Source organism: Pseudomonas sp. StFLB209, from assembly GCF_000829415.1.
Lineage (GTDB): Bacteria > Pseudomonadota > Gammaproteobacteria > Pseudomonadales > Pseudomonadaceae > Aquipseudomonas.
This window is the reverse complement of record NZ_AP014637.1, coordinates 639,898-658,364: the sequence shown is the minus strand read 5'-3', so window position 1 is coordinate 658,364 and position 18,467 is coordinate 639,898. Positions and strand designations below refer to the sequence as shown.

Here is an 18,467-nt window from a genome sequence, read left to right as displayed (position 1 = left end):
AGGGAGCTGCCACGGAGAGGCCCGTCACTTGTGACCAAGGCTAATCCCGAAGCCGCAACCTGCCCTATTTGAGTGTCCAGCATGAGCGGATTTGGCGGTAACCCGACCAGGATCGTTGACCAAGCGATTGAGAACGACGGCTTTTGGCCGGACCTCTCGCTGGCAGAGTTCCAGGGGAAATACCGCCTGCCTGGTGAATACCTGGCTCCCATGCTGGTCGACCAACTGATAACGGCCATGCACGAAGTCAATCGTGACTTGGCCGCTCTCAAAGCGCGCTGGCAAGGCAGTGGAGTGTCAAACCTTGAATCGGCAGACAGCACCGTCCTGCCAGAGCGCACCTTTCAAGCGGCGACCTATCGGCGCGCCGTCTACACACGGGCCAAGGCCGAGCTGTTGCCCCAGTTCGCGAGTGTCAACCGTCGCATTGAGGCGGAAAACGTGGGCAAGGAAGCCCCCGAAACCCGTGAAACGTTCCTGGCATTCAGCCAGGCGGCGATTCGCTCCCTGCAGGGACGCAGCCGGATCACGGCGGTACTCCTGTGATCAAGCTACGCGCATTGACTCAGTTCCTGTTCGATCGGCGCCTGGTTGAGTCCGAACAGCTCGATAGCTGGACCGACCAGGTTCAGGTCGAACTGATCTGGAAGCCCGACGTCCAGGGCATGCACATGGGTGACATGAAGTACCAGGCCACGATCGTGATCGAGCGTTTCGCTGATCACCCGGCGCGCCTGTTCGCCCTGGTCGGCAGTTGGCTGGAGAACCACGACGAAGACCGCGACGGCCTGCCGAACGTGGTGTTCGACGTGACCATGCTCGACAACGACCTGGCCGATGTGGACATCAAGCTGGAGTTCGTCGAGGCCCAGTACCTGGCAGAGGATCCTGCCGGCGAGATCGAGGCCTTCGACCGCACCTGGTCGTTCGTACCGTTCGAACTGTGGGTGGCCGAAAAAGGCGAGGTGACCGGTCATGGCGCGTAGCACCTTCGAAATGGACGTTCGCGGGCTATTGGAGGCTGAAGGCCTGGTCGCGCTCATGGAGCTGAAGCCGCAACTGCGCAAGCGCCTGCTCAACAACGTCACCAAGCGCGTGCGCAGCATGAGCCGCCAGCGCGTACGCAACCAGCAGAACACGGACGGCACCCCATTTGCCCCGCGCAAAGGCAAGGGCAAGAAGAAGATGGAAGCCGGCCTGGCCAAGCTGCTCGATGTCACCCGCTTGAGTCCGACAGAGGCCGAGCTGGGATGGCGAAACGCGCTCACCCGGTGGGTGGCCACCCAGCAGCACTACGGCATTTCCGAGCGTCGCACGGCGGCTCAGATGCGCAAGTGGAACCGGGTGCCCGAAGGCGTGGCGGCGACTGAAAAGCAGGCCAAGCGCCTGCGCCGTCTGGGCTTCAAAACCCGCCAGGAAGGCAAGAAGTCCCTGACCCGCCCGTCCGTGGCCTGGATCCAGCAGCACGTCAACTATGCCCGGGCCGGCCTCCTGATCCGGATGCTTGACACCGAACGGACTACGGCAGCGGCCGCCGGCAAGCAGAACTGGGAAATCACCCTGCCCAAGCGCCAGTTCATCGGGCCTGACACGCAAACCGAAACGGCCCAACTGGTGAACCAGGTTCTCCAGCAAATCCTTAATGCACCCCGATAAGACGAGGCACTGAATGGCACTCGGAAAAACCAGCGTCAACAACCTGAACCAGGGCCAGGGTGCCGTGACAGCGGTTGAACGCTATTTCCTGTTCATCGGCCCAGGCGCGAAAAGCCAGGGCCAGATCATCCCGATCAACGCCCAGACCGACCTGGGCGTCACCCTGGGCCTGCCGCCCAGCGACCTGAAAACCCAAGTCACCGCTGCGCAGCTCAACGGCGGCGAAAACTGGGCCTGCCTGGCGGCGCCGTTGGCGGCCGACGGTGACTGGCAGGAGGCCCTGGACCAGGCCATGCGCAACTACTCGGTCGAAGCCGTGGTGATCACCAAGTCGGTGACCACGGCTGCTGAGCTGACCGCGATGCACAACGCCGCGATCGCACTGCAGAACAGCAGCGGCCGCCGCCTGTTTGTGATGGCCACCGTTGTGGGCATCGATGCGGCCAACCAGACCTGGGCGCAGTACCTGGTCGCGCAGAGGGCACTGCTCAACGGCGTATCGGCGCCCCGGGTGATGCTGGTACCGCAACTGCACGGCAGCAACGTCGGTGTGCTGGCCGGTCGACTGGCGAACGCCTCGGTCAGTGTGGCAGACACGCCGATGCGCGTGGCCACCGGCGCCGTGCTGGGCCTTGGGACCGTGCCTGTCGACTCCGAGGGCGTGCCTCTGGACATGGCCACCCTGGGCGAGCTGGACCGGGCGCGCCTGTCGGTACCGCAGACCTACCCCGACTACGTAGGCACCTTCTGGGGTGACGGCAACATGCTCGATGCCGAGGACAGTGACTTCAAGGTCATCGAGTACCTACGCATTGTCGACAAAGCCGCCCGCGCCGTGCGGCCGCTGCTGATCCGCCGCGTCGGTGACCGCCGTTTGAACAGTTCGGCCAACTCAATGGCCGTCAACACCAGCGCCCTGATGGCCCCGCTGCGCGCGATGGCCAAGTCCACGACCTTTGCCGGCCAGGTGTTCCCGGGCGAGATCGAGCCGCCAGTTGATGGCGACATCGTATTGACCTGGAAGAGCAAAACCGAAGTCGAGGCGTTCATGAAGCTGCGTCCCCTCAACTGCCCGAAAGCACTGACCGCCAACATCGCGCTCGACCTTTCGACCCCGAACCAGGAGTAAAACCCCCATGACTGCACGCATTGGCGGCATGAACTTCGACGTGAACGTGGGGGACTCCCTGATGCACGTCGACGCCGCTTCCCTGGACATCACTGATAACAGTGGCGTGGCCAAAAACAAGGGCGTACCCAACGGCCGCGTCAAAGGCGACGTAGCGGCTGCAGGCGAACTTGAGCTGGACAGCAACAACTTCGACTTGCTGGTTGAGCAGGCACGGTCCGCCGGCAGCTTTCGAGCCTTGGAGCCTTTTGACATCGTGTTCTTTGCCAAGGCCGGTACCAAGGAGCTGCGCATCGAGGCATTTGGTTGCCTGGTTCGAATTTCCAGCCTTTTGAGCCTGGACCCGAACGGCGGCTCCAAGACCACCCACAAGATACCGTTCGATGTCACCAGTCCGGACTTCATCAAGATCAACGGTGTGCCTTACCTCGACAGCACCGAGATCGAGGGTCTGACCTGATGGTTTGTCCGTTCGACCGGGCACAGGCCCTGGAACAGCGGCAGCGTGATACGGCGATCGCCGCCGCGCTGGCCGGTCCACGGCCATCTGGCCCGAGCCTCACCCATTGCCAGGACTGCGACCGCGAGATCCCCGAGGCGCGCCGCGCCCTGGGCGGGATCACCCGTTGCGTACCTTGCCAGACCCTTACCGAGAAAGGACGCCGCTAATGAGTGCGAATCAGGCCGCTCAAGACACTGCCATCGCTCTGGCCAAGGCTTCGCCAGCCATCGGTGTGGCCGCCACCGGTGCGACAGGCGCCGTCGACTGGTCAGCGGTCGCCTACATGCTGACCGCTCTCTACATGGTGCTGCAGATCGTCCTGCTGGCTCCCAAGTACCGGCAGATGCTGCGCGACTGGAAGCCCAAGCCATGAGCCTGCGCACCAAGCTCATCGCCGGCACCTTTGGCCTTGTGCTGGGCACCAGCGGCCTGATGGCATTCCTGGAGCGCTGGGAAGGCGCCGGCCAGAACGTCGTGTATGCCGACCGCCTGGCTCGTGGCCTGCCGACCGTGTGCGCCGGCATCACCAAGCACACCAGCCCTTATCCGGTCGTGGTTGGTGACTACTGGTCCGACGATCGCTGCGGCGAAGTGGAGCGCCTGGTGGTCACCAAAGGCCAACTGATGCTGGCCGACTGCATCAAGAACCCGGCCATCAGCCAGAACACGTTCGACGCCCTGTACAGCCACGGCCACAACAACGGCGTGCCCAGCACCTGCGCGAGTCGAGCCATGCGCCTGATCAACGCCGGCAAGATCGCTGACGGCTGCCGTGCCCTGGCCTATGGACCGGACGGTCGCCCGGTCTGGGCCTATGTGACCCGTGCAGACGGCACCAAACAATTCGTTCCTGGGCTGCATAACCGCCGGATTGCAGAAATGGAGCTGTGCCTGAAATGACCATCAGCCTACGCCACATCCTGATCTTCCTGCTCGTTGGCATCGTGGTGGCTTTCAACTGCTACCTGGAAAGCCAGTTGAACGCGACACGCGCAAAGCTGAGCGATGCCTGGGACGAACTAGCGACCGCTAATCAGGACCTGGAAAACGCCCGCGAAGCCGCACGCCTGACCGGCGAAATGCTAGACGCGCGCAACCAGGTCGACCACGAACGCACTGAGGCCCTGAACGATGCACTCACTGAAAACAAAGCTCTGCAGCGCGCTGTTGCTGACCGTGATAAGCGGCTGCTCGTCCGTGCGGCCTGCAACGTGCCCAGATCCGCAGATCCCGGCGCCGCCGGCCTGGCTGATGCAGGCACCGCCGAACTCGCTGCAGACGCTAGATCGGATTATTTCACCCTCCGAGACCAGCTCGCCCTTGCCAACGAAATGATCCTGGGCCTGCAGGACTACATCCTCCGGGTCGTGTTTCACGCACCGGCACAACCCTGAAACACCCTCAAACCAATGGAAAACACCATGTCTGAAGCAAACCGCACCATCACCCTGGAATTCGGCACCAGTGAATTCAGCTTCACATTTACCCCGGCTGACATCACCAAATATTTCAACAGCACCACCCAGAACAACAAGGTCGCTCCGGCCCACAACCTGCTGATCAGCACGGTACAGCCGGAGCAGAAAGAAGCACTCAAGGCGATCCTGGCCAATCCGGTGCACACCATGTCGCTGACCGGCGCTCTGGTTGAGGAATACGCACCTGACCTGGGCGTGATCGTAAAAAAGCCCTCGACCACGCGGCTGCACTGAGTGACGACGGGTTGGGCCAGTTGATGGCCTTCACCCTGCGCTGGCTGCCAGGTGCCGAGCCAACCATCGAGAACATGGGCGTGGCCAAGTTCCTGGAAGACGAGTATTGGCGACGGGCTGAAATAGCCGTCGCCAATGGCATCGCCAAAGCATTCAACGGATAACCCATGGCTGACCAGAACGCCCGCCTGGCCTTCATCCTGAGCCTGACCGATAAGGTCACGGCGCCGGCCGGCAAGATCAAGAACACGATCACCGACTTGGCCGAACAAGGCCAAGCCAGCATCATTCAGATGGGCGCGGGCTGGGTCGGCATGCAGGAATCCCTGGACGGCATTACCGCGTCCCTGGAACCCGCACTTGAAGTTAACCGCGCTCTGGGCGACGTGCGCGCCCTGGGCGTGGCCGAAGATGCGTTGACCTCACTCAATGCCAAGGCGCTGGATTTTTCCGTGCAGTACGGGGCCAGCGCCGCCGAATTTGTAGCATCCGCCCGGTCGATCGACGGGGCGATTAAAGGTTTGGTCGGTGGCCAGCTCGCCGCTGTAACCAACGTCAGCAGCGTGCTGGCCAAGGCCACCAAGTCCGACGCCGAGACGACCAGTGCGTACTTGGGCACCATGTACAACCTGTTTAAAGGCGAAGCGGACAAGATGGGCCGCGTGCAGTGGGCCGAGCAGTTGGGCGGTCAAACAGCGTTGGCCGTGAAGCTGTTCCGCACCGATGGTGCCCAATTGAAAGACGCCTTCAAGGAGGCCGGCGCGATCGCCACGGCATCAGGCATCAGCTTTGCCGAGCAGATGGCTGTGATGGGCACCCTGTCGTCGACAATGGAAGGTGGCGACGCAGGCGGCCGCTATAAAGCGTTCTTCGAAAACATCGGCAACGCTGCCGAGAAAACGGGCCTGAAACTGACTGACGCTGCCGGCAACACCCTGCCGATGCTCCAGATCCTTGAGAAACTGCAGGGCAAGTTCGGTGACCTGAAGCACGCAGCCGGCAACGCGAAACTGATCGAGGCCTTCGGCGGCGAAGGCGCCCAAGTGATCGGCGCCCTGGCCCAGGACACCGATCGGCTCAAGAACGGGATTGCGGAGCTGGGCCAGGTCCGAGGCCTGGAGAACGCCGAGGCCATGGCAAAAGCCATGGTCGACCCGTGGCAGCAGTTCGGCGCCGCCGTGCAGGCGCTGCGCATCGCATTCGGCCAAGCCTTGATCCCGATGCTCACACCATTGATGGACAAGCTGGTCGGCATCGCTTCGACCCTGACCCGCTGGACACAGTTGTTCCCGAACATCACCCGTGCGATCGGGATCGCTGCCTTGGCTGTCCTGGGCATCATTGCGGCCATGTCCGCGCTGACGCTCGTTGTCGGGATGTCAAAAATGGTCTGGCTGGGCCTTGTCACGGTGTGGAACGTGCTGACCTGGACCGGCTTCAAGTCGATCGCCATGTTCATTTACCACGCCGTAATGATCACGGCCTTCGTTGTCGGCTTGGTGGCCATGTACACGTGGATGGGCGTCGTGCGGGTCGCCATGCTGGCATGGCAGGGCGCGATCTGGCTGGTCAACGCCGCGATGATGGCCAACCCGATCGGCCTGATCATCGCCGGCATCGTCGCGCTGGTCGCGGTGGTTGCTGCAGCAGTCATCTACTGGGACGAGTGGACTGGCGCCTTGATGAACACCGCGGCGTTTCAGTTCATCGCGGGCCAGCTGCAGTCGCTGTCCGATTGGTTCGGCTCGATCGGCGGCTGGACCGGCCTGGCCAGTGCGGCGTGGGACGGGATCGTGGCCATCTTCAAGGACTCGATCAACAGCCTGATCGGGATGCTGAACAAGATCCCGGGCGTCGAGATCGAGGCGGCGTTTGGCGATATACCCAAGCCGCCGGCAGTACCGGAGATTCCCGGTACGACGGCGCCGGTACCGACCCCGATCCCGGGCGTCACCCCGCTGCCTGAAGTCAAAGAGCCGCCAAAGCTGGTCACCACCCCCGACCTGGGCGAACAGGCCGAGCAGACCCGCCAGCGCATGAGTGCGAGCGTGGGGAGCGTGTCGCCTCAGCGCGCCGAGTCCGTACCCCAAGGCGGACTGTTGCGCCAGATCCAGACCAACAACAACGCGACCAACACCAGCGCGCAGCCTGCGAAATCCGGCGTGCACGTCGAAAACCTGAACCTGACCAATACCAAGCCTATGACCAACCTGGAGCTGGAAAACATGATCGGCATGGCGGTGGGCTGATGAGCGACTTTGTAGATCTGCTGATCGTCGAAAACGACTTTGCCCTGGACCTGGCCCGCCAGCCGGAGCAGGTCACCGACCGCGCCTGCATCGCCCAGGACATCGGCCACATGATCCGCGAGTCGGGCTTGCTGGTGACCCTGCTGGGCGAGCGCAACACCCTGCGGCAGCGCGACTGCATCCAGCAGTTGGAGCTGCTGGTTGAGAACGATGTGCGGCTGGTACCTGGCACGGCCCGCATCATCAAGCAGGATCTGGGCAAGTACCTGGTCACCGCCAAGACCCTGCAGTTTGGGGATCTGGAGGTGAACCTGTGACGGTGGACTTCAAGCAAGCGCTGGCCGATTCAGGCATTCCGACTACTGAGGCAGGCCTGCGCGCAGCGTGGGAAGCGGAGGTCATTGCCCAGGGCAGCCAACTGTCGAACACGTCGGCTTACTCGCCGTTCTGGCGGGTCATCAGCGCCCTGGTTACAAAGCCGCTGCTGTGGCTGCTGACCTTTGTCAGCGACACGGTGTTGCCGAACTTCTTCGTCAAGACCGCCGGCGGCGCCTGGCTCGACATGCTGGCCTGGGCGGTCGACGTGGAGCGCAAAGGTGCCGGCCGCGCGGTGGGGCAGATCCTGTTCACCCGGGCTGACAGCACCGGCACGCTGCAGGTGCCGATCGGCACGGTCATTCAGTCGGCCTCGATCAACGGCACGGTGTATCAACTGGTGACCACGGCCCTGGGCGTATTCCAAGCCGGTCAGTCACAACTACAAATTCGTATAATGTATGCTATACGAAGTTATTACGCCAACGCCTTTGTGCTGTTTGACCAGGGCGTGCCGGCGGCGAGCTACATCGAGCAGATGAACGCCCAGGTCACGATCGAGGGCAACCATGGCCACGGCGACGACCTGCTGGTCCAGGTCATGCCGGAAACCCAGCACGACATCAGCCTGCAGATCTGGCCGCGATTGACGCTCAATGCGGACGAGCGCCAGGCGCTGCTGGCCAGCGTTGAGCAGTTCGTGCGTACCGCCTTCCGCGAAACCGCCGGCACCGGCTACGTCCTGACTCTGACGCTGCCGCAGTCGCGGTTTTCTTTCAGCCGCCTGGGCGAAGAGCTGCACCAGCAGTTCCCAGGTCTTGAGTCGCTGCGGTTCGAGAACACCGACATCGTGTCGCAGTTGAACATCCCCCGGATCCGCAACCTGCAGGTGGCCATCGGTGATTAAGCTCGAACTCCCGTTCTGGCTCGATGGAGCCGAGGCCACAAAGCTCAAGGCCGCCGCACAGGCCTGGTGGGACCGGGCCGAGGCCTGGATGACCTGGCCGCTGCTGCAGCTCGATCCGGAAACCTGCCACCCGCAGATCCTGGACCTACTGGCCTGGCAGCGGGACATCAGCCGGTTCCGGGGTGAGCCGTTGAGCCTCTATCGCCTGCGCGTGAAGTATGCATTTGCCAATGCCAAGGACGCCGGCTCTACGGTCGGCTTCAAGCGGATTTTCCAGCGGCTGGGCATCGGTGACGTGCAGATCCTGGAGCGGCAGCACAACCGGGATTGGGACGTGGTGCAACTGCTGCTGAGCGACCAGCAGCTATCGGACTACCCGATGCTTTTGGACCTGATCGTCAATCAATACGGGCGCACCTGCCGGCGTTACGAACTGGTCGGTACTACGCATGTCGTGCTGCAGCTCGATGCGTACGACGTGGCCAGCGACCACATGACGATCACCGCTCGATTCGACGACACAGACACCGTGGGGGTCGCGTTGCTGGCCCACCAGCTCGACCACGACCACATGACCCTCATTACTCAGTAAGGAAACACCCATGGGTGCAAGCATTACCCTGGCCGGCGAGAGCCTTTTTGCGCAGAAACAAGCGGCCAAACAGACCGTCGACGTGACCCGGTTCATCCTGGCCAATGTGCCGGGCCTGGACACCTCAAAGCCCGTTGACCGGGCCGCAGGCCTGCCGGCCGCCGAGCAGATCGTGCACAGCGAAGACGTGCAGCACTTCGGCTACCTGGACGCGAACCGGGTCGTCTACAGCCTGCTCATGACGAGCGAGTTAGGAGACTTCGACTTCAACTGGATTGGTCTGCAGACCGCTGAGGGTACGCTGCTGATCGTCGCGTACGTGCCGCTGCTGCAGAAGCGCCGCGAGATTCCCCCGTTGCAAGCGGGTAACAATCTGACGCGCAACATTGTCCTTGAGTACAACGGTGCTCAAGCGCTGACCGGAATTGCCATTCCCGCGAAGACCTGGCAGTTCGACTATTCGGTGCTGTTCGCCCGGGTTAATGACCGCTTGGCCGCAATCGAAACCAAGCTTGATAAAAAGCTGGACCTGGACAACTGGACGCCGCCGGCACTGGTCAATCTGGACGGCCCGAACCTGGTCTACCCGGGCAGCAACAACACGTACAAGATCACTGACTACAGTATCGGCGCCACGTGGGCCGTGCGCACCAGTCTGGGCACTCTGGCCCGCACCGGCGACACGATCACGCTTACCATCCCGTCCGGCGCCGCTGCCGGTGTTGTCACGCTGACCGTGACCCGTGACGGTGTCGATGTGCCGTTCAAGGTCGCGCTGGGAGCGCCTGCGATCGCGGCGCCGGTGATCACCTCACCGGCGAACAACGCGGCAAACGTAGGGTTTGAACCGACGTTCGCGCTATCGGCATTCACCGTCTACCCGACCGGCTACGACACGCACAAGCAAACCCGCCTGCAGGTCGCACGCGATGCCGCGTTCACTGACCTGGTGCTGGATGAAACCGTGGCCACGGATCTGGTCAACATTGCCCTGGCGCGATTCAGCAAGCGCCTGGATCCGTCGAAGCGCTATTACACGCGGGGGCTGTTCGTGGGCCAGACGCTGCAATCGGCGTGGTCAACGGTGGTGACGTTCAACACGGCATCGGTGTACATCCGCCGGCCAACGATCACCAGCCCGCTGGACGGTGCAGTCAAGGTCAGCCCCTCGGGCAAGCTGACAAGTGACGCCTTCAGCGTTTATGGGGGCAGCGACACGCATGCATCCAGCCGCCTGCAGTTGTCCCTGAAAGCCGACTTTTCGACGATTCTGTACGACTCAGGGTTCAGCACGACTCAGTTGATTTCGTTCCAGCCGCCCAACGCGCTGCCGTTCGCCACGCTGGTTTATGGCCGGCTCAAGCACAAGGGTGCAACCCTGGGCGAATCTGAGTGGTCCGCCGTCGTGTCATTCACCACCAGCGACATTTTGAAGGGCGTTTACACATTCCTGAACGCCGGCGCGACGGCGAGGTCTTTCGCCGCAAGTGCCGTTTGTAATGGCCAGCTCTATGTGTACGGCGGGTCGAACGGCGGCTACCCCACTGACTTCTGGCGCTACACCCCAGCGACCAATCAATGGGCGCAACTGGTAGGTGAGCAAACAGGTGCCGCACGCAGCGGGGCCACCATGGTGGAGTTTGAGGGCAAGCTGTACCTGTTCGGGGGTGGTGGCGACACGTCCCCGACCTGGGTAAAAACCCTTCGGGTCTACGACCCGGTAGCAGGTACGTGGACGTCCAAGGCGAACGCGCCCTCAGAGCGAATCAGTCATTCGGCAGTGGTAATCGGACGAAAGATGTACGTCTGGGGCGGCATCCAATACTACAACTACGGTCCTGCCGCACTGTGGGTCTACGAGTTCGACACCGACAAATGGGTAACCATCGGTGAGCGGCCAGCGCTGAACTACAACGGCATCGATGCAGTGGCGTGCGTCGGCAAAATGTATGTCTACGAAAACGGTTTTTTCAAGGCATTTAATCCGGCTGACAACACCTGGGCCGCGCTGACGGCACTGCCGACCAGACGGGTCTACGGCCGGCTTTCCGAGGTCGACGGCAAGATTTACCACTACGGCGGTATGACAGACAACAACACGGTTATCGCCGAACTGTGGGTGTATGACCCGCCAACAGACAAGTGGGAACAACTGCCGTCTGGTGGCGGCGTTCGCCGTAGCCAATCCCAGAACGTCATCAATGGCGAGATCTACGCCTTTGCTGGGCAGACCAGCGCCGGCTTCCTCAACTCCTTTGTCAAAATCGCGTAGGTGACTCATGTACCAGGTCCAATCGTTTGCTGACGGCCAGGCGCTGATCATCAACACAGAACAGATGTACGAAAGCTACTGGCTGGCCGACTCTGCCGAGGCGGCCGAGGCGCTTGCTGTCGGCCTCAATCAACCCGATCTGCACGCCGAGCTGGCCAGCCACCGCTTCACGTTCGAAACCACCGGACTGACGCTTGCAAACGGGTTGCAGATCCTCACTGACCGCGAGAGCCAGGCGCAGCTGGGCAACGCTTACACGACGCTCAAGCATGGGCTGATTCCAGACACGGACTGGAAAGCGGTCAACGGCTGGCAGGTCGTGACCCTGGCCGAGATCGAGCCGATCGCCAAGTCGATGGCCGCGCACGTGCGCGGATGCTTCCGGGGTGAACGCGCCGTGTCTGAACTGATCAACGCGGCGAAAACCCTCGATGACATCCGGGCGATCAATATCGCTGAGCAGTTCTTCGCGCATTACCAGGTGGCGTACGACGAAGTGATGGTGCCGGCATGACCTGGGCACCGGTGACGCTGCAGTGGCCAACCGAGGCCACGAGCTGGATGGATGACATCGCCCAGGGCCAGGAGCTGGCCGCTGCGCAGCTTGCCGGTGCCAGCGAGCGTTTGGGTCAACTGCAGGCGCTGGCCAGCACGGATTTGAGTACGATCGGCGCAGCTGTCCAGGGCGTGATCGGCACCGGCCGGGCAGCGCTCGATGCGCAGTTTGGGGAGGTGCCGCAGTGTATTGTCGTGACACCGTTCCAGTCCGGCGTTGGTGAGGGCACGGGCTATCAGCGTTACCTGTCGGCCCCGAACGTGCTGCAGCGTCTGGCGGACAAGCTGCAGGACGGCAGCGACCCGCAGCGCCCGGCCGGCGAGCAATATGCCCTGGTGCTGCTGTTCCTGGGCACGCGCTATGACGGTTTGGCCAGCACGTTGTCGACGTTCAATGCACTGATGCCGATCCCGGATCTGCAGCGAGCCGAGCGCCGGGCCGGGCAGATCTTCCGCCTTGAGGCCGAAAAGTGGGAACTGCCCACTGCCGGCGCGCTGCCGCGTTGGTCAGCATTGCCCCTGGAGCGCTGCACAGTGCTGAAAGCCGCCAGCCAAGCCATGACCAGCCAGATTGCCCAACTGGAGAGCTACGCGGCCGACAGCTCGCCGCTCAGCGATCTGGCACAACTGGCGCAGCGCAAGGCACAGCAGACCCTGGAGCACAGCCAGACATTGACTGACCTGCAGGAGCTGCTGGCCAACGGTTCGCCAGACGCCTCGATGCAGGCGCGCCTGGTCGGCCCAGGCGATCCTGACGAGTTGCGCCGGCAGATCCTGGAAGGCGCAGACGCCCCAGGGCATGAGTGGGCCTTGTCGTCGGGCCTCATGCTGGTGGGATCGTTGCCGGGTCTGGGCTTCGTGCGGGAGCTGGTGGGCCTATGACCATCCTGCTCAACGGCACGCAGATCATCGGCAACAGCATGAAGCTGACCGGTAGCCTCAAGATCGAGGCGGCAGACATGTCCGGGCAGACCAGTGCGACAGACAAGTCTGAAAAGGGCTTCAAACCCAAGACTCTCACTGTGGCCATGATGATTCCGTTCACGAAGGTCGAGGATCTGCAGACGCTCATGCGCCTGGCCGAGGGCACCGAAGGCGGTGGCCAGCAGACGACGTACCGGATCGTCAACGACACGGCCCAGGCCATGGGGATCCGCCAGGTCACGTTCACCGACAGCGTGAGCGCCCGGGAGGACGACACGCTGCAGCAGTGGATCATCCAATTCACGTTGACTGAAAAGCTGTCGAACCCTGAGAAGAAGGAGCAGCGCCGCGCCGGCAACGACGTGGCCAGCCAGTCGGCACCTGGTGACGGCGTGTCCGGTACCGGCGCTGCCGGCGAATCCGGCGCACCGCAGGAGCTGACTGGTTTTGAGGCCTTCCTGAAGAAAGTGGACACCTATCTGGGGGATAAACCGTGAAGCTGCACCAGGTACTTACTATTGGCGGCGCCGCTCAGGCCTTGGTGCAGGACGACGTGCGTCTGGACCTGAAAAGTCCCGGCCGGGCCACATTCACGATCCAAGCCAGTGGCGCGAAACCTGGCCAACTGGTGACTTTTGACATCGGCTACAACGACGCGACCCTGCAGCGGCACTTTATCGGCTACGTGGAGCGCAGCACCGCGGCTAATGGCCTGGAGCAGGTGGTGTACTGCCGCGAGCTGGCCGCCGTGCTGGCCCGGCCGCTGCCGATGAACCTACGCCATGTCGACCTGCGCGCCGTGCTGGCCGACATCAGCATTAAAACCGGGCTGAAGTTTCGGGTACCGGACCAGGGATACACCCGGGTAAAGGCGCCGTTCTTCTACAGCCTGGCCGCCGGCACCCTGGCCATGGACAGCCTGGCCCGGGTTTTCGCCATCGATGACCTGATCTGGCAGCAGCAAGGTGACGGAGAAATATTCGTCGGCTCCTGGGCCGACAGTTTTTTTGGTACCCGCGAGCCGCTGCAAATGCCAACCAAGCTGTTTGATGGATACCAAGGCAATCAGAGCGCAATGATCTCAGCGGTGCCTGGCCTGCGGCCAGGCGTCACAATTAACCAGGGCGAGCGCATCACCAGTGTTGCGCTGGCCGGCACACAGATGGCCATCAAATGGACGACGCAATAAAGCGCAGCGTAGAGCGCCTTTTCCCTGAACTCACCGGCGGTTACCACCTGCCGCGCTTTGGCCGCGTGGTTGCGGTACCGGACGCCCCGGCCGACGCCGGGCTGTGCGACGACTTCCGCCCGCGCTACGGCGTCGACATCGAGGTCCTGGGCCAGGACGGCGAGCCAGATCCGGCGCTGCCGATCCTTGCCGGCGTGCCGCTGCCGTTGCCTTCGGGCGGCGAGGAAATGGGCATGTTCGCCTTTCCTCAGGAAGGCACCCGGGTTGTCGTGTGCTTTGCGTATGGCTCGCCCAGCCACCCGTACATCCAGTCAGTCCTGCCGCACGGCCTTAGCCTGCCGAAGGTGCCCAACGGCGACCAGCTCTGGCAGCACAGTGACGGCGTGCAGCAGCGGGTCACGGCGGACGGCGACTGGCTGCGACAGACTGACGGCAAGATCCGCGACCAGGCGATCACCCGGGAAGTCGAGGCGCTGGGCAACAGCGAGCAGTACCAGAGCCATGCCCAGGACGTGAAGCACCATTCCACCGAGACGGTAGGGGGGATCAAGAAGGTCGAGGCCCTGGGCGCGCTCAAGCTGGCCAGCGGCGGGACCGTGAGCCTGGCCGCCCTGGACGACATGCACCAGGCCACCGGGCGCGATTACAACCTGGTCGTGGGCAAGAAGCACAACACAGCCGTTCAGGGCGATATGTCGGAGCGGATCGCAGGCCTGCGCGAGAGCATCACCCAGGGCAGCCAGCGCCTGGTCGCGCCGAAGAACCATATCGGGTCGGGCAACGTGAATTTGTTCCAGGTTGTGGTCGACCTGCTCGATCTGGTGCAAGAGATGAACACGCAGATCGCGGCCCATACGCACCCTCAGTCGCCGCCACCGAACAATGCGGCTGCTTTCACTGCAGCGGCGGCGAAGGCGGGCGGGCTGTCAGCGATGCTGGGCAGCGTTACCCTGTAGAGCGCTGGATAAAGAGCCCGCCATCTGACGGGTTTCTAGTTTGTGTTATTGAAACGGTCGAATGATGTCGTCGTAGAATCTACGTCCGTATTCAGTTGGCATATAGGTACGCTGCATCTCATCCTTGTTCGTTACTCGGGCAAATATTTTTTGTTCCATGAGTCCGTAGTTGCAAAGTTCATGAGCGGCATGGGTGTCAAATGTGGATATGCCCGAATACTTGTAGATACTGCCCATATTTCTAAGTAGATAGGGGCTCATGTTTTTTATGATGTACGAATACTGCTCGAACAAGAGCTTGCCAGCCTCGCTATCTTTTAGCATTAACGCAAAAGCGCGCCCGTACATTTGCGCGAGCGTAGGGTGGTCAACCTTGTCCAGTGCCATCAAGGTTGTTTCGCCAAGCTCAGTGAGTTGCTCAGGGGTTTGACAATGCTTTTCAAAGAAACGATCCCGCTCCTCTACTGTGACGGTCTCAACCTCCTGTAGGAAACCAATGATCTTCCTGGCAAAAGCGTAGGCTCTGAAGTCGTCTCCGGCCTTCAGCAAACTTATTACTGTTCCGATAATAGGGATTTCTTTGATTAAGTCGTTATCAAGAAACTTGTCTAGTGCGACTTCTCCGAGTTTGTCGAACAGTTCAGATGATCGCTCGCTTTTGTTAATCGATTGCAGCAGCTTTCCTACAGGATTTTGGCTCACTCTTGGCTCCATGGGTTGCAGGTAAATAATGGCTGGCGCTGTTATTTGCAATCTTTGGGATTAAATATTACTCCATCCTCCCTAATCGCTCGCCATTGGCTGTTCCTGTCACTCCCAGCGGCCTGGGCAACCAGTTCGCGTACCTTCAAGAACGCCTCATCCTCCTGCATCCCGTCGATGCTTCTGGTAGTCGTCCAGTTGCGCGCCCCTTTGACCTTGTACTGCATCCTCCAGACACGATCACTACCTATCATCGTACGCCGCGATGCCAGCTCAGCCTCCAGCTCATTCACGCGCAGCTCAAGCTGAACCGCTTTGGATTGTGCCTTGTGCGTCATCTCCAGCTCTACCCGAAGTTTCATTCGAAGGTCTTCGACATCATCAAGCGCCGCCTTGAGTGCCAGGCGCAGCTCCGAGTTATCGTCACGTGACATGATCTTCTGCTGACGTTCTCGGTATGCGCGCTGCCGCTCGGCACCTGAAAGGGCTGCGCCGGTAGGCGGGCGGCCTCGCTTCTTGGGCTCGACTCCGAGATCCAGTCTTCCTGTGTGCTTGTCATTGGCATCGATCATGGTGGCAGCTCCATCTGATAGTGGTGCAGATTATAGTCACGTGACGAAAATAAAATATAGCGTCACGTAACGATTAATCCGTCGCATCCAAATCTCAGGACGTTATTGAAAAATCGCAGCCAGCAAAAAAAACTCGAAGAAAAATCACTTATCCCCCTCCCGCCGACGGGCTTTGCGTCCCTTTTTTGCGCAAACAACGGGTGTGGTGCAATCAATGCTCCAGGCCGCGCCGTCTGTGGGCTCGCGCAGGGCAGCGGCCATTGCACAATGTGCAAGGTTATGCAGGGAAATGTCATCGCGTTGCACAGCGAGCCTCAGACGGTCCAGTGTCATCGATACTGGCAAAGGCCCGGCCCGCTGGGGCGAAAAATTAGAAAACCCGCGAAAACAGGGTTTTTCAAATCTGGCACTGCTCCCAACGGCACATGACGAGCGGGGGCAGCGTAAGAAGGCATGAACGGCCAGAGGCCGCAGCGTGCGTGGCCTGGCGCCTGATTAAGGGGCTCAGATGCGTTTCAAATATTCGCAGCATCAAGAAGCGGGTGAAGAGGCGGGTGCAAACGTGCCAAGCGGGCGTGTTCGTTTGTCACCAACGGGATCAGCAGCCTGTTCAGCGCAGCATGCAGGGCTTCGGCTTGCCCCTTGGGGAGTCGCTTGACGGTGCCGGTAAAGCCGCTGGCGCAACAAACACACTTCAGATCGATGCCGAGCACGTCCAGGATCCCGTCAACACGTCCGCGCAGGTACTCACGGTTCTTGAACAGAACGCCACTCTCAGGTCCTTCCTGATAATCCCAATGTACCTCCCAGCCAGTCCGTTTCAGCAACTGGATGACTGGGAGTGCTGGTGCAGTTGTGGTGGTTCGCATGTCTTGTTCTCCACATATAAAGAGGGGCGGGGAGTGGCCTGGGTATCCCAATCAGCCGACGTACCTACCACTTTTCTTAGGGGGTCCCAAAAAGCCTGTCAGAACTGGGATGTATGTCGGAAACAGCCCTGGAGGCCTTGATTTACAAGGGTTTCAGATCTGACAGTGAGGGTGGATGTAGGTGTGCAGTTCTGCCATCTCAAAAATAAAAACCTTATAAATCAATGGCTTAAAAATCGATGATCTGACACTGTCATCCTGTCAGGGTTTGACATTCGTCCGACAGTGATCTGACACCTATAGGATGCTCTGTAAGCCACTAACTATAAGGGTTACAGGATGTAGACAACACAATCTGACAAATCTGACAGGCTTTTTAGGGGGCAACCTAAATTTTGCTTTGTTAGGTGTAGGAGGGCGTCTCGTATGACGCGTATACACAATGACGGCTCAACAAACTTGGCCTATCACACCGTGATACTGCTTCTATTTTCCCCGAGCCCTCGCCACTCGACTCGGTAGCACAAAGAGGAACTGAGCGAGAGCTTGTACGAACTCAATAGCTTGCTGGGCATCCTCCGTTGAAGGCAGCGGGGCGTCGTCGTCTGCGTGGCGTTGGTCGTTGGCGCCGAGTCGAACCTCGTGTGCCCAAGCTGCCATTTCTTCAGTAATTAGGTGCTGCTGAGCAGCAGTGTCAATGCGTTTGTAAAGAGAACCCTCTTTGAGGCCCTTTTCTTTAAGCATTGCATCTACGGAGCTTGCTGCAAGGATTACTGCACCGGCTGGTGCTTGGAGGCTTTTTACCGCTTGCTCCAGGAAATCTTTAGCGCGAGCAGGAACTGCTTCGTCCACCGATTGCGCTGCTGGCCACATCCCATGGATTTCCACAGGCCTGTTACCCCTGTTCATCGCGACGGTGGTAATTACGCCCCCGCAGGATGAGCAAACATAAAACGCCCAGTTTCGGTGAAAGGTACGGTTGGCGTCTAACGTATCCCAAATGGTCCTTCTATTGAGGTTCGGCTCCGCTACGTTGCAATGCGGGCACCGATGAAGCTTTATCGTCTCTTTCTGCAGCATCTCATTCCCTCGAGAGTCAGGATGTCCGGTCGGTGCGAGTGCAATGCCGGGGAGTTACGCCAAAATTACGCACATGAAATAAAAAAAGCCCGTAGATCAGGGATCTACAGGCTTTGTATGGTGCCCCGAGGGAGACTCGAACTCCCACTCCTTTCGAAAACGGATTTTGAATCCGCCGCGTCTACCAATTCCGCCATCAGGGCTCAATGGCCGCGAAGTATAGGGAGCACTCGACGCTCGGTCAACCATGATTTTTGAGGGTTTTTTACTATTCAGGGCAAACCGG

At 60.7% G+C, this 18,467-nt stretch carries 25 protein-coding genes and 1 tRNA gene; 21 read left to right on the top strand and 5 right to left on the bottom strand.

Translation table 11 applies throughout. From position 1 onward, the window contains the following. Positions 1 to 81: 81 nt before the first annotated feature. The 21 genes from PSCI_RS03055 to PSCI_RS02955 are packed head-to-tail and all read left to right on the top strand — an operon-like array spanning position 82 to position 14,958. A complete protein-coding gene (locus PSCI_RS03055; RefSeq protein WP_045482668.1) occupies positions 82 to 546 on the top strand; it encodes a head completion/stabilization protein in 465 nt (154 codons plus the stop codon). Beyond that, complete coding sequence (locus tag PSCI_RS03050) at positions 543 to 986, top strand: phage tail protein (RefSeq protein ID WP_045482665.1); 444 nt, start codon at positions 543 to 545, stop codon at positions 984 to 986. Before PSCI_RS03055 ends, PSCI_RS03050 begins: the two co-directional genes overlap by 4 nt. Further along, positions 976 to 1,656, top strand: a complete 681-nt coding sequence (locus PSCI_RS03045) for a phage virion morphogenesis protein (RefSeq protein ID WP_045482663.1) — start codon at positions 976 to 978, stop codon at positions 1,654 to 1,656. Before PSCI_RS03050 ends, PSCI_RS03045 begins: the two co-directional genes overlap by 11 nt. Positions 1,657 to 1,669: 13 nt before the next feature. Continuing rightward, positions 1,670 to 2,785 (top strand): DUF2586 domain-containing protein, encoded by a 1,116-nt coding sequence (locus tag PSCI_RS03040; RefSeq protein ID WP_045482660.1) that lies wholly within the window; start codon positions 1,670 to 1,672, stop codon positions 2,783 to 2,785. A gap of 7 nt (positions 2,786 to 2,792) precedes the next feature. Then, the gene (locus tag PSCI_RS03035) at positions 2,793 to 3,245 is read left to right on the top strand and encodes a phage protein (protein WP_045482658.1); all 453 of its coding nucleotides are present in this window, start codon (positions 2,793 to 2,795) and stop codon (positions 3,243 to 3,245) included. Beyond that, on the top strand, positions 3,245 to 3,454 hold the full coding sequence (locus tag PSCI_RS28395; RefSeq protein ID WP_045482657.1) for a TraR/DksA family transcriptional regulator: 210 nt from the start codon (positions 3,245 to 3,247) through the stop codon (positions 3,452 to 3,454). The genes PSCI_RS03035 and PSCI_RS28395 overlap by 1 nt, the downstream gene beginning before the upstream one ends. Beyond that, on the top strand, positions 3,454 to 3,660 hold the full coding sequence (locus PSCI_RS03025; RefSeq protein ID WP_045482655.1) for a hypothetical protein: 207 nt from the start codon (positions 3,454 to 3,456) through the stop codon (positions 3,658 to 3,660). The genes PSCI_RS28395 and PSCI_RS03025 overlap by 1 nt, the downstream gene beginning before the upstream one ends. Further along, positions 3,657 to 4,187: a lysozyme gene (locus PSCI_RS03020; RefSeq protein ID WP_045482653.1), complete on the top strand. Its 531-nt coding sequence runs from the start codon at positions 3,657 to 3,659 to the stop codon at positions 4,185 to 4,187. Before PSCI_RS03025 ends, PSCI_RS03020 begins: the two co-directional genes overlap by 4 nt. Continuing rightward, positions 4,184 to 4,681: a lysis system i-spanin subunit Rz gene (locus tag PSCI_RS03015; protein ID WP_045482651.1), complete on the top strand. Its 498-nt coding sequence runs from the start codon at positions 4,184 to 4,186 to the stop codon at positions 4,679 to 4,681. Before PSCI_RS03020 ends, PSCI_RS03015 begins: the two co-directional genes overlap by 4 nt. A gap of 27 nt (positions 4,682 to 4,708) precedes the next feature. After that, positions 4,709 to 4,999 carry a putative phage tail assembly chaperone gene (locus PSCI_RS03010; RefSeq protein WP_045482649.1) on the top strand — a complete coding sequence of 97 codons (291 nt, stop codon included), beginning with the start codon at positions 4,709 to 4,711 and terminating at the stop codon, positions 4,997 to 4,999. Between the two features lie 23 nt (positions 5,000 to 5,022). Beyond that, a complete protein-coding gene (locus tag PSCI_RS29510) occupies positions 5,023 to 5,163 on the top strand; it encodes a DUF6890 family protein (RefSeq protein ID WP_045493723.1) in 141 nt (46 codons plus the stop codon). A 3-nt stretch (positions 5,164 to 5,166) separates the two neighbouring features. Next, positions 5,167 to 7,248, top strand: a complete 2,082-nt coding sequence (locus PSCI_RS03000; RefSeq protein WP_045482646.1) for a phage tail tape measure protein — start codon at positions 5,167 to 5,169, stop codon at positions 7,246 to 7,248. Beyond that, complete coding sequence (locus PSCI_RS02995) at positions 7,248 to 7,565, top strand: DUF2590 family protein (protein ID WP_045482644.1); 318 nt, start codon at positions 7,248 to 7,250, stop codon at positions 7,563 to 7,565. Before PSCI_RS03000 ends, PSCI_RS02995 begins: the two co-directional genes overlap by 1 nt. Beyond that, positions 7,562 to 8,470 (top strand): baseplate J/gp47 family protein, encoded by a 909-nt coding sequence (locus tag PSCI_RS02990; protein ID WP_045482642.1) that lies wholly within the window; start codon positions 7,562 to 7,564, stop codon positions 8,468 to 8,470. The genes PSCI_RS02995 and PSCI_RS02990 overlap by 4 nt, the downstream gene beginning before the upstream one ends. Continuing rightward, positions 8,463 to 9,062: a phage tail protein gene (locus tag PSCI_RS02985; RefSeq protein WP_045482640.1), complete on the top strand. Its 600-nt coding sequence runs from the start codon at positions 8,463 to 8,465 to the stop codon at positions 9,060 to 9,062. Before PSCI_RS02990 ends, PSCI_RS02985 begins: the two co-directional genes overlap by 8 nt. 10 nt (positions 9,063 to 9,072) lie before the next feature. Beyond that, positions 9,073 to 11,334, top strand: a complete 2,262-nt coding sequence (locus tag PSCI_RS02980) for a Kelch repeat-containing protein (protein WP_045482638.1) — start codon at positions 9,073 to 9,075, stop codon at positions 11,332 to 11,334. 7 nt (positions 11,335 to 11,341) lie between these two features. Beyond that, a complete protein-coding gene (locus PSCI_RS02975; RefSeq protein WP_045482637.1) occupies positions 11,342 to 11,848 on the top strand; it encodes a DUF4376 domain-containing protein in 507 nt (168 codons plus the stop codon). After that, positions 11,845 to 12,771 carry a hypothetical protein gene (locus PSCI_RS02970; protein ID WP_045482636.1) on the top strand — a complete coding sequence of 309 codons (927 nt, stop codon included), beginning with the start codon at positions 11,845 to 11,847 and terminating at the stop codon, positions 12,769 to 12,771. Before PSCI_RS02975 ends, PSCI_RS02970 begins: the two co-directional genes overlap by 4 nt. Next, positions 12,768 to 13,310 (top strand): baseplate complex protein, encoded by a 543-nt coding sequence (locus tag PSCI_RS02965; RefSeq protein ID WP_045482635.1) that lies wholly within the window; start codon positions 12,768 to 12,770, stop codon positions 13,308 to 13,310. The genes PSCI_RS02970 and PSCI_RS02965 overlap by 4 nt, the downstream gene beginning before the upstream one ends. Further along, positions 13,307 to 14,002 carry a hypothetical protein gene (locus PSCI_RS02960; protein ID WP_045482633.1) on the top strand — a complete coding sequence of 232 codons (696 nt, stop codon included), beginning with the start codon at positions 13,307 to 13,309 and terminating at the stop codon, positions 14,000 to 14,002. Before PSCI_RS02965 ends, PSCI_RS02960 begins: the two co-directional genes overlap by 4 nt. Beyond that, complete coding sequence (locus PSCI_RS02955; protein ID WP_045482630.1) at positions 13,987 to 14,958, top strand: hypothetical protein; 972 nt, start codon at positions 13,987 to 13,989, stop codon at positions 14,956 to 14,958. The genes PSCI_RS02960 and PSCI_RS02955 overlap by 16 nt, the downstream gene beginning before the upstream one ends. Before the next feature lie 45 nt (positions 14,959 to 15,003). On the opposite strand, the gene PSCI_RS02950 is transcribed toward PSCI_RS02955, so the two are convergent. The 5 genes from PSCI_RS02950 to PSCI_RS02930 all read right to left on the bottom strand — a co-directional run bounded on the left by PSCI_RS02950 (position 15,004) and on the right by PSCI_RS02930 (position 18,384). Next, a complete protein-coding gene (locus PSCI_RS02950; protein WP_045482627.1) occupies positions 15,004 to 15,660 on the bottom strand; it encodes a hypothetical protein in 657 nt (218 codons plus the stop codon). Between the two features lie 41 nt (positions 15,661 to 15,701). Further along, on the bottom strand, positions 15,702 to 16,232 hold the full coding sequence (locus PSCI_RS02945; RefSeq protein WP_045482624.1) for a hypothetical protein: 531 nt from the start codon (positions 16,230 to 16,232) through the stop codon (positions 15,702 to 15,704). A 515-nt stretch (positions 16,233 to 16,747) separates the two neighbouring features. Beyond that, positions 16,748 to 17,101, bottom strand: a complete 354-nt coding sequence (locus PSCI_RS02940; RefSeq protein WP_045482621.1) for a hypothetical protein — start codon at positions 17,099 to 17,101, stop codon at positions 16,748 to 16,750. A 486-nt stretch (positions 17,102 to 17,587) separates the two neighbouring features. Beyond that, a complete protein-coding gene (locus PSCI_RS02935) occupies positions 17,588 to 18,181 on the bottom strand; it encodes a DUF4145 domain-containing protein (protein ID WP_045482618.1) in 594 nt (197 codons plus the stop codon). Positions 18,182 to 18,299: 118 nt separating this feature from the next. Beyond that, positions 18,300 to 18,384 (bottom strand) — tRNA-Leu (locus tag PSCI_RS02930). Between the last annotated feature and the right edge of the window lie 83 nt (positions 18,385 to 18,467).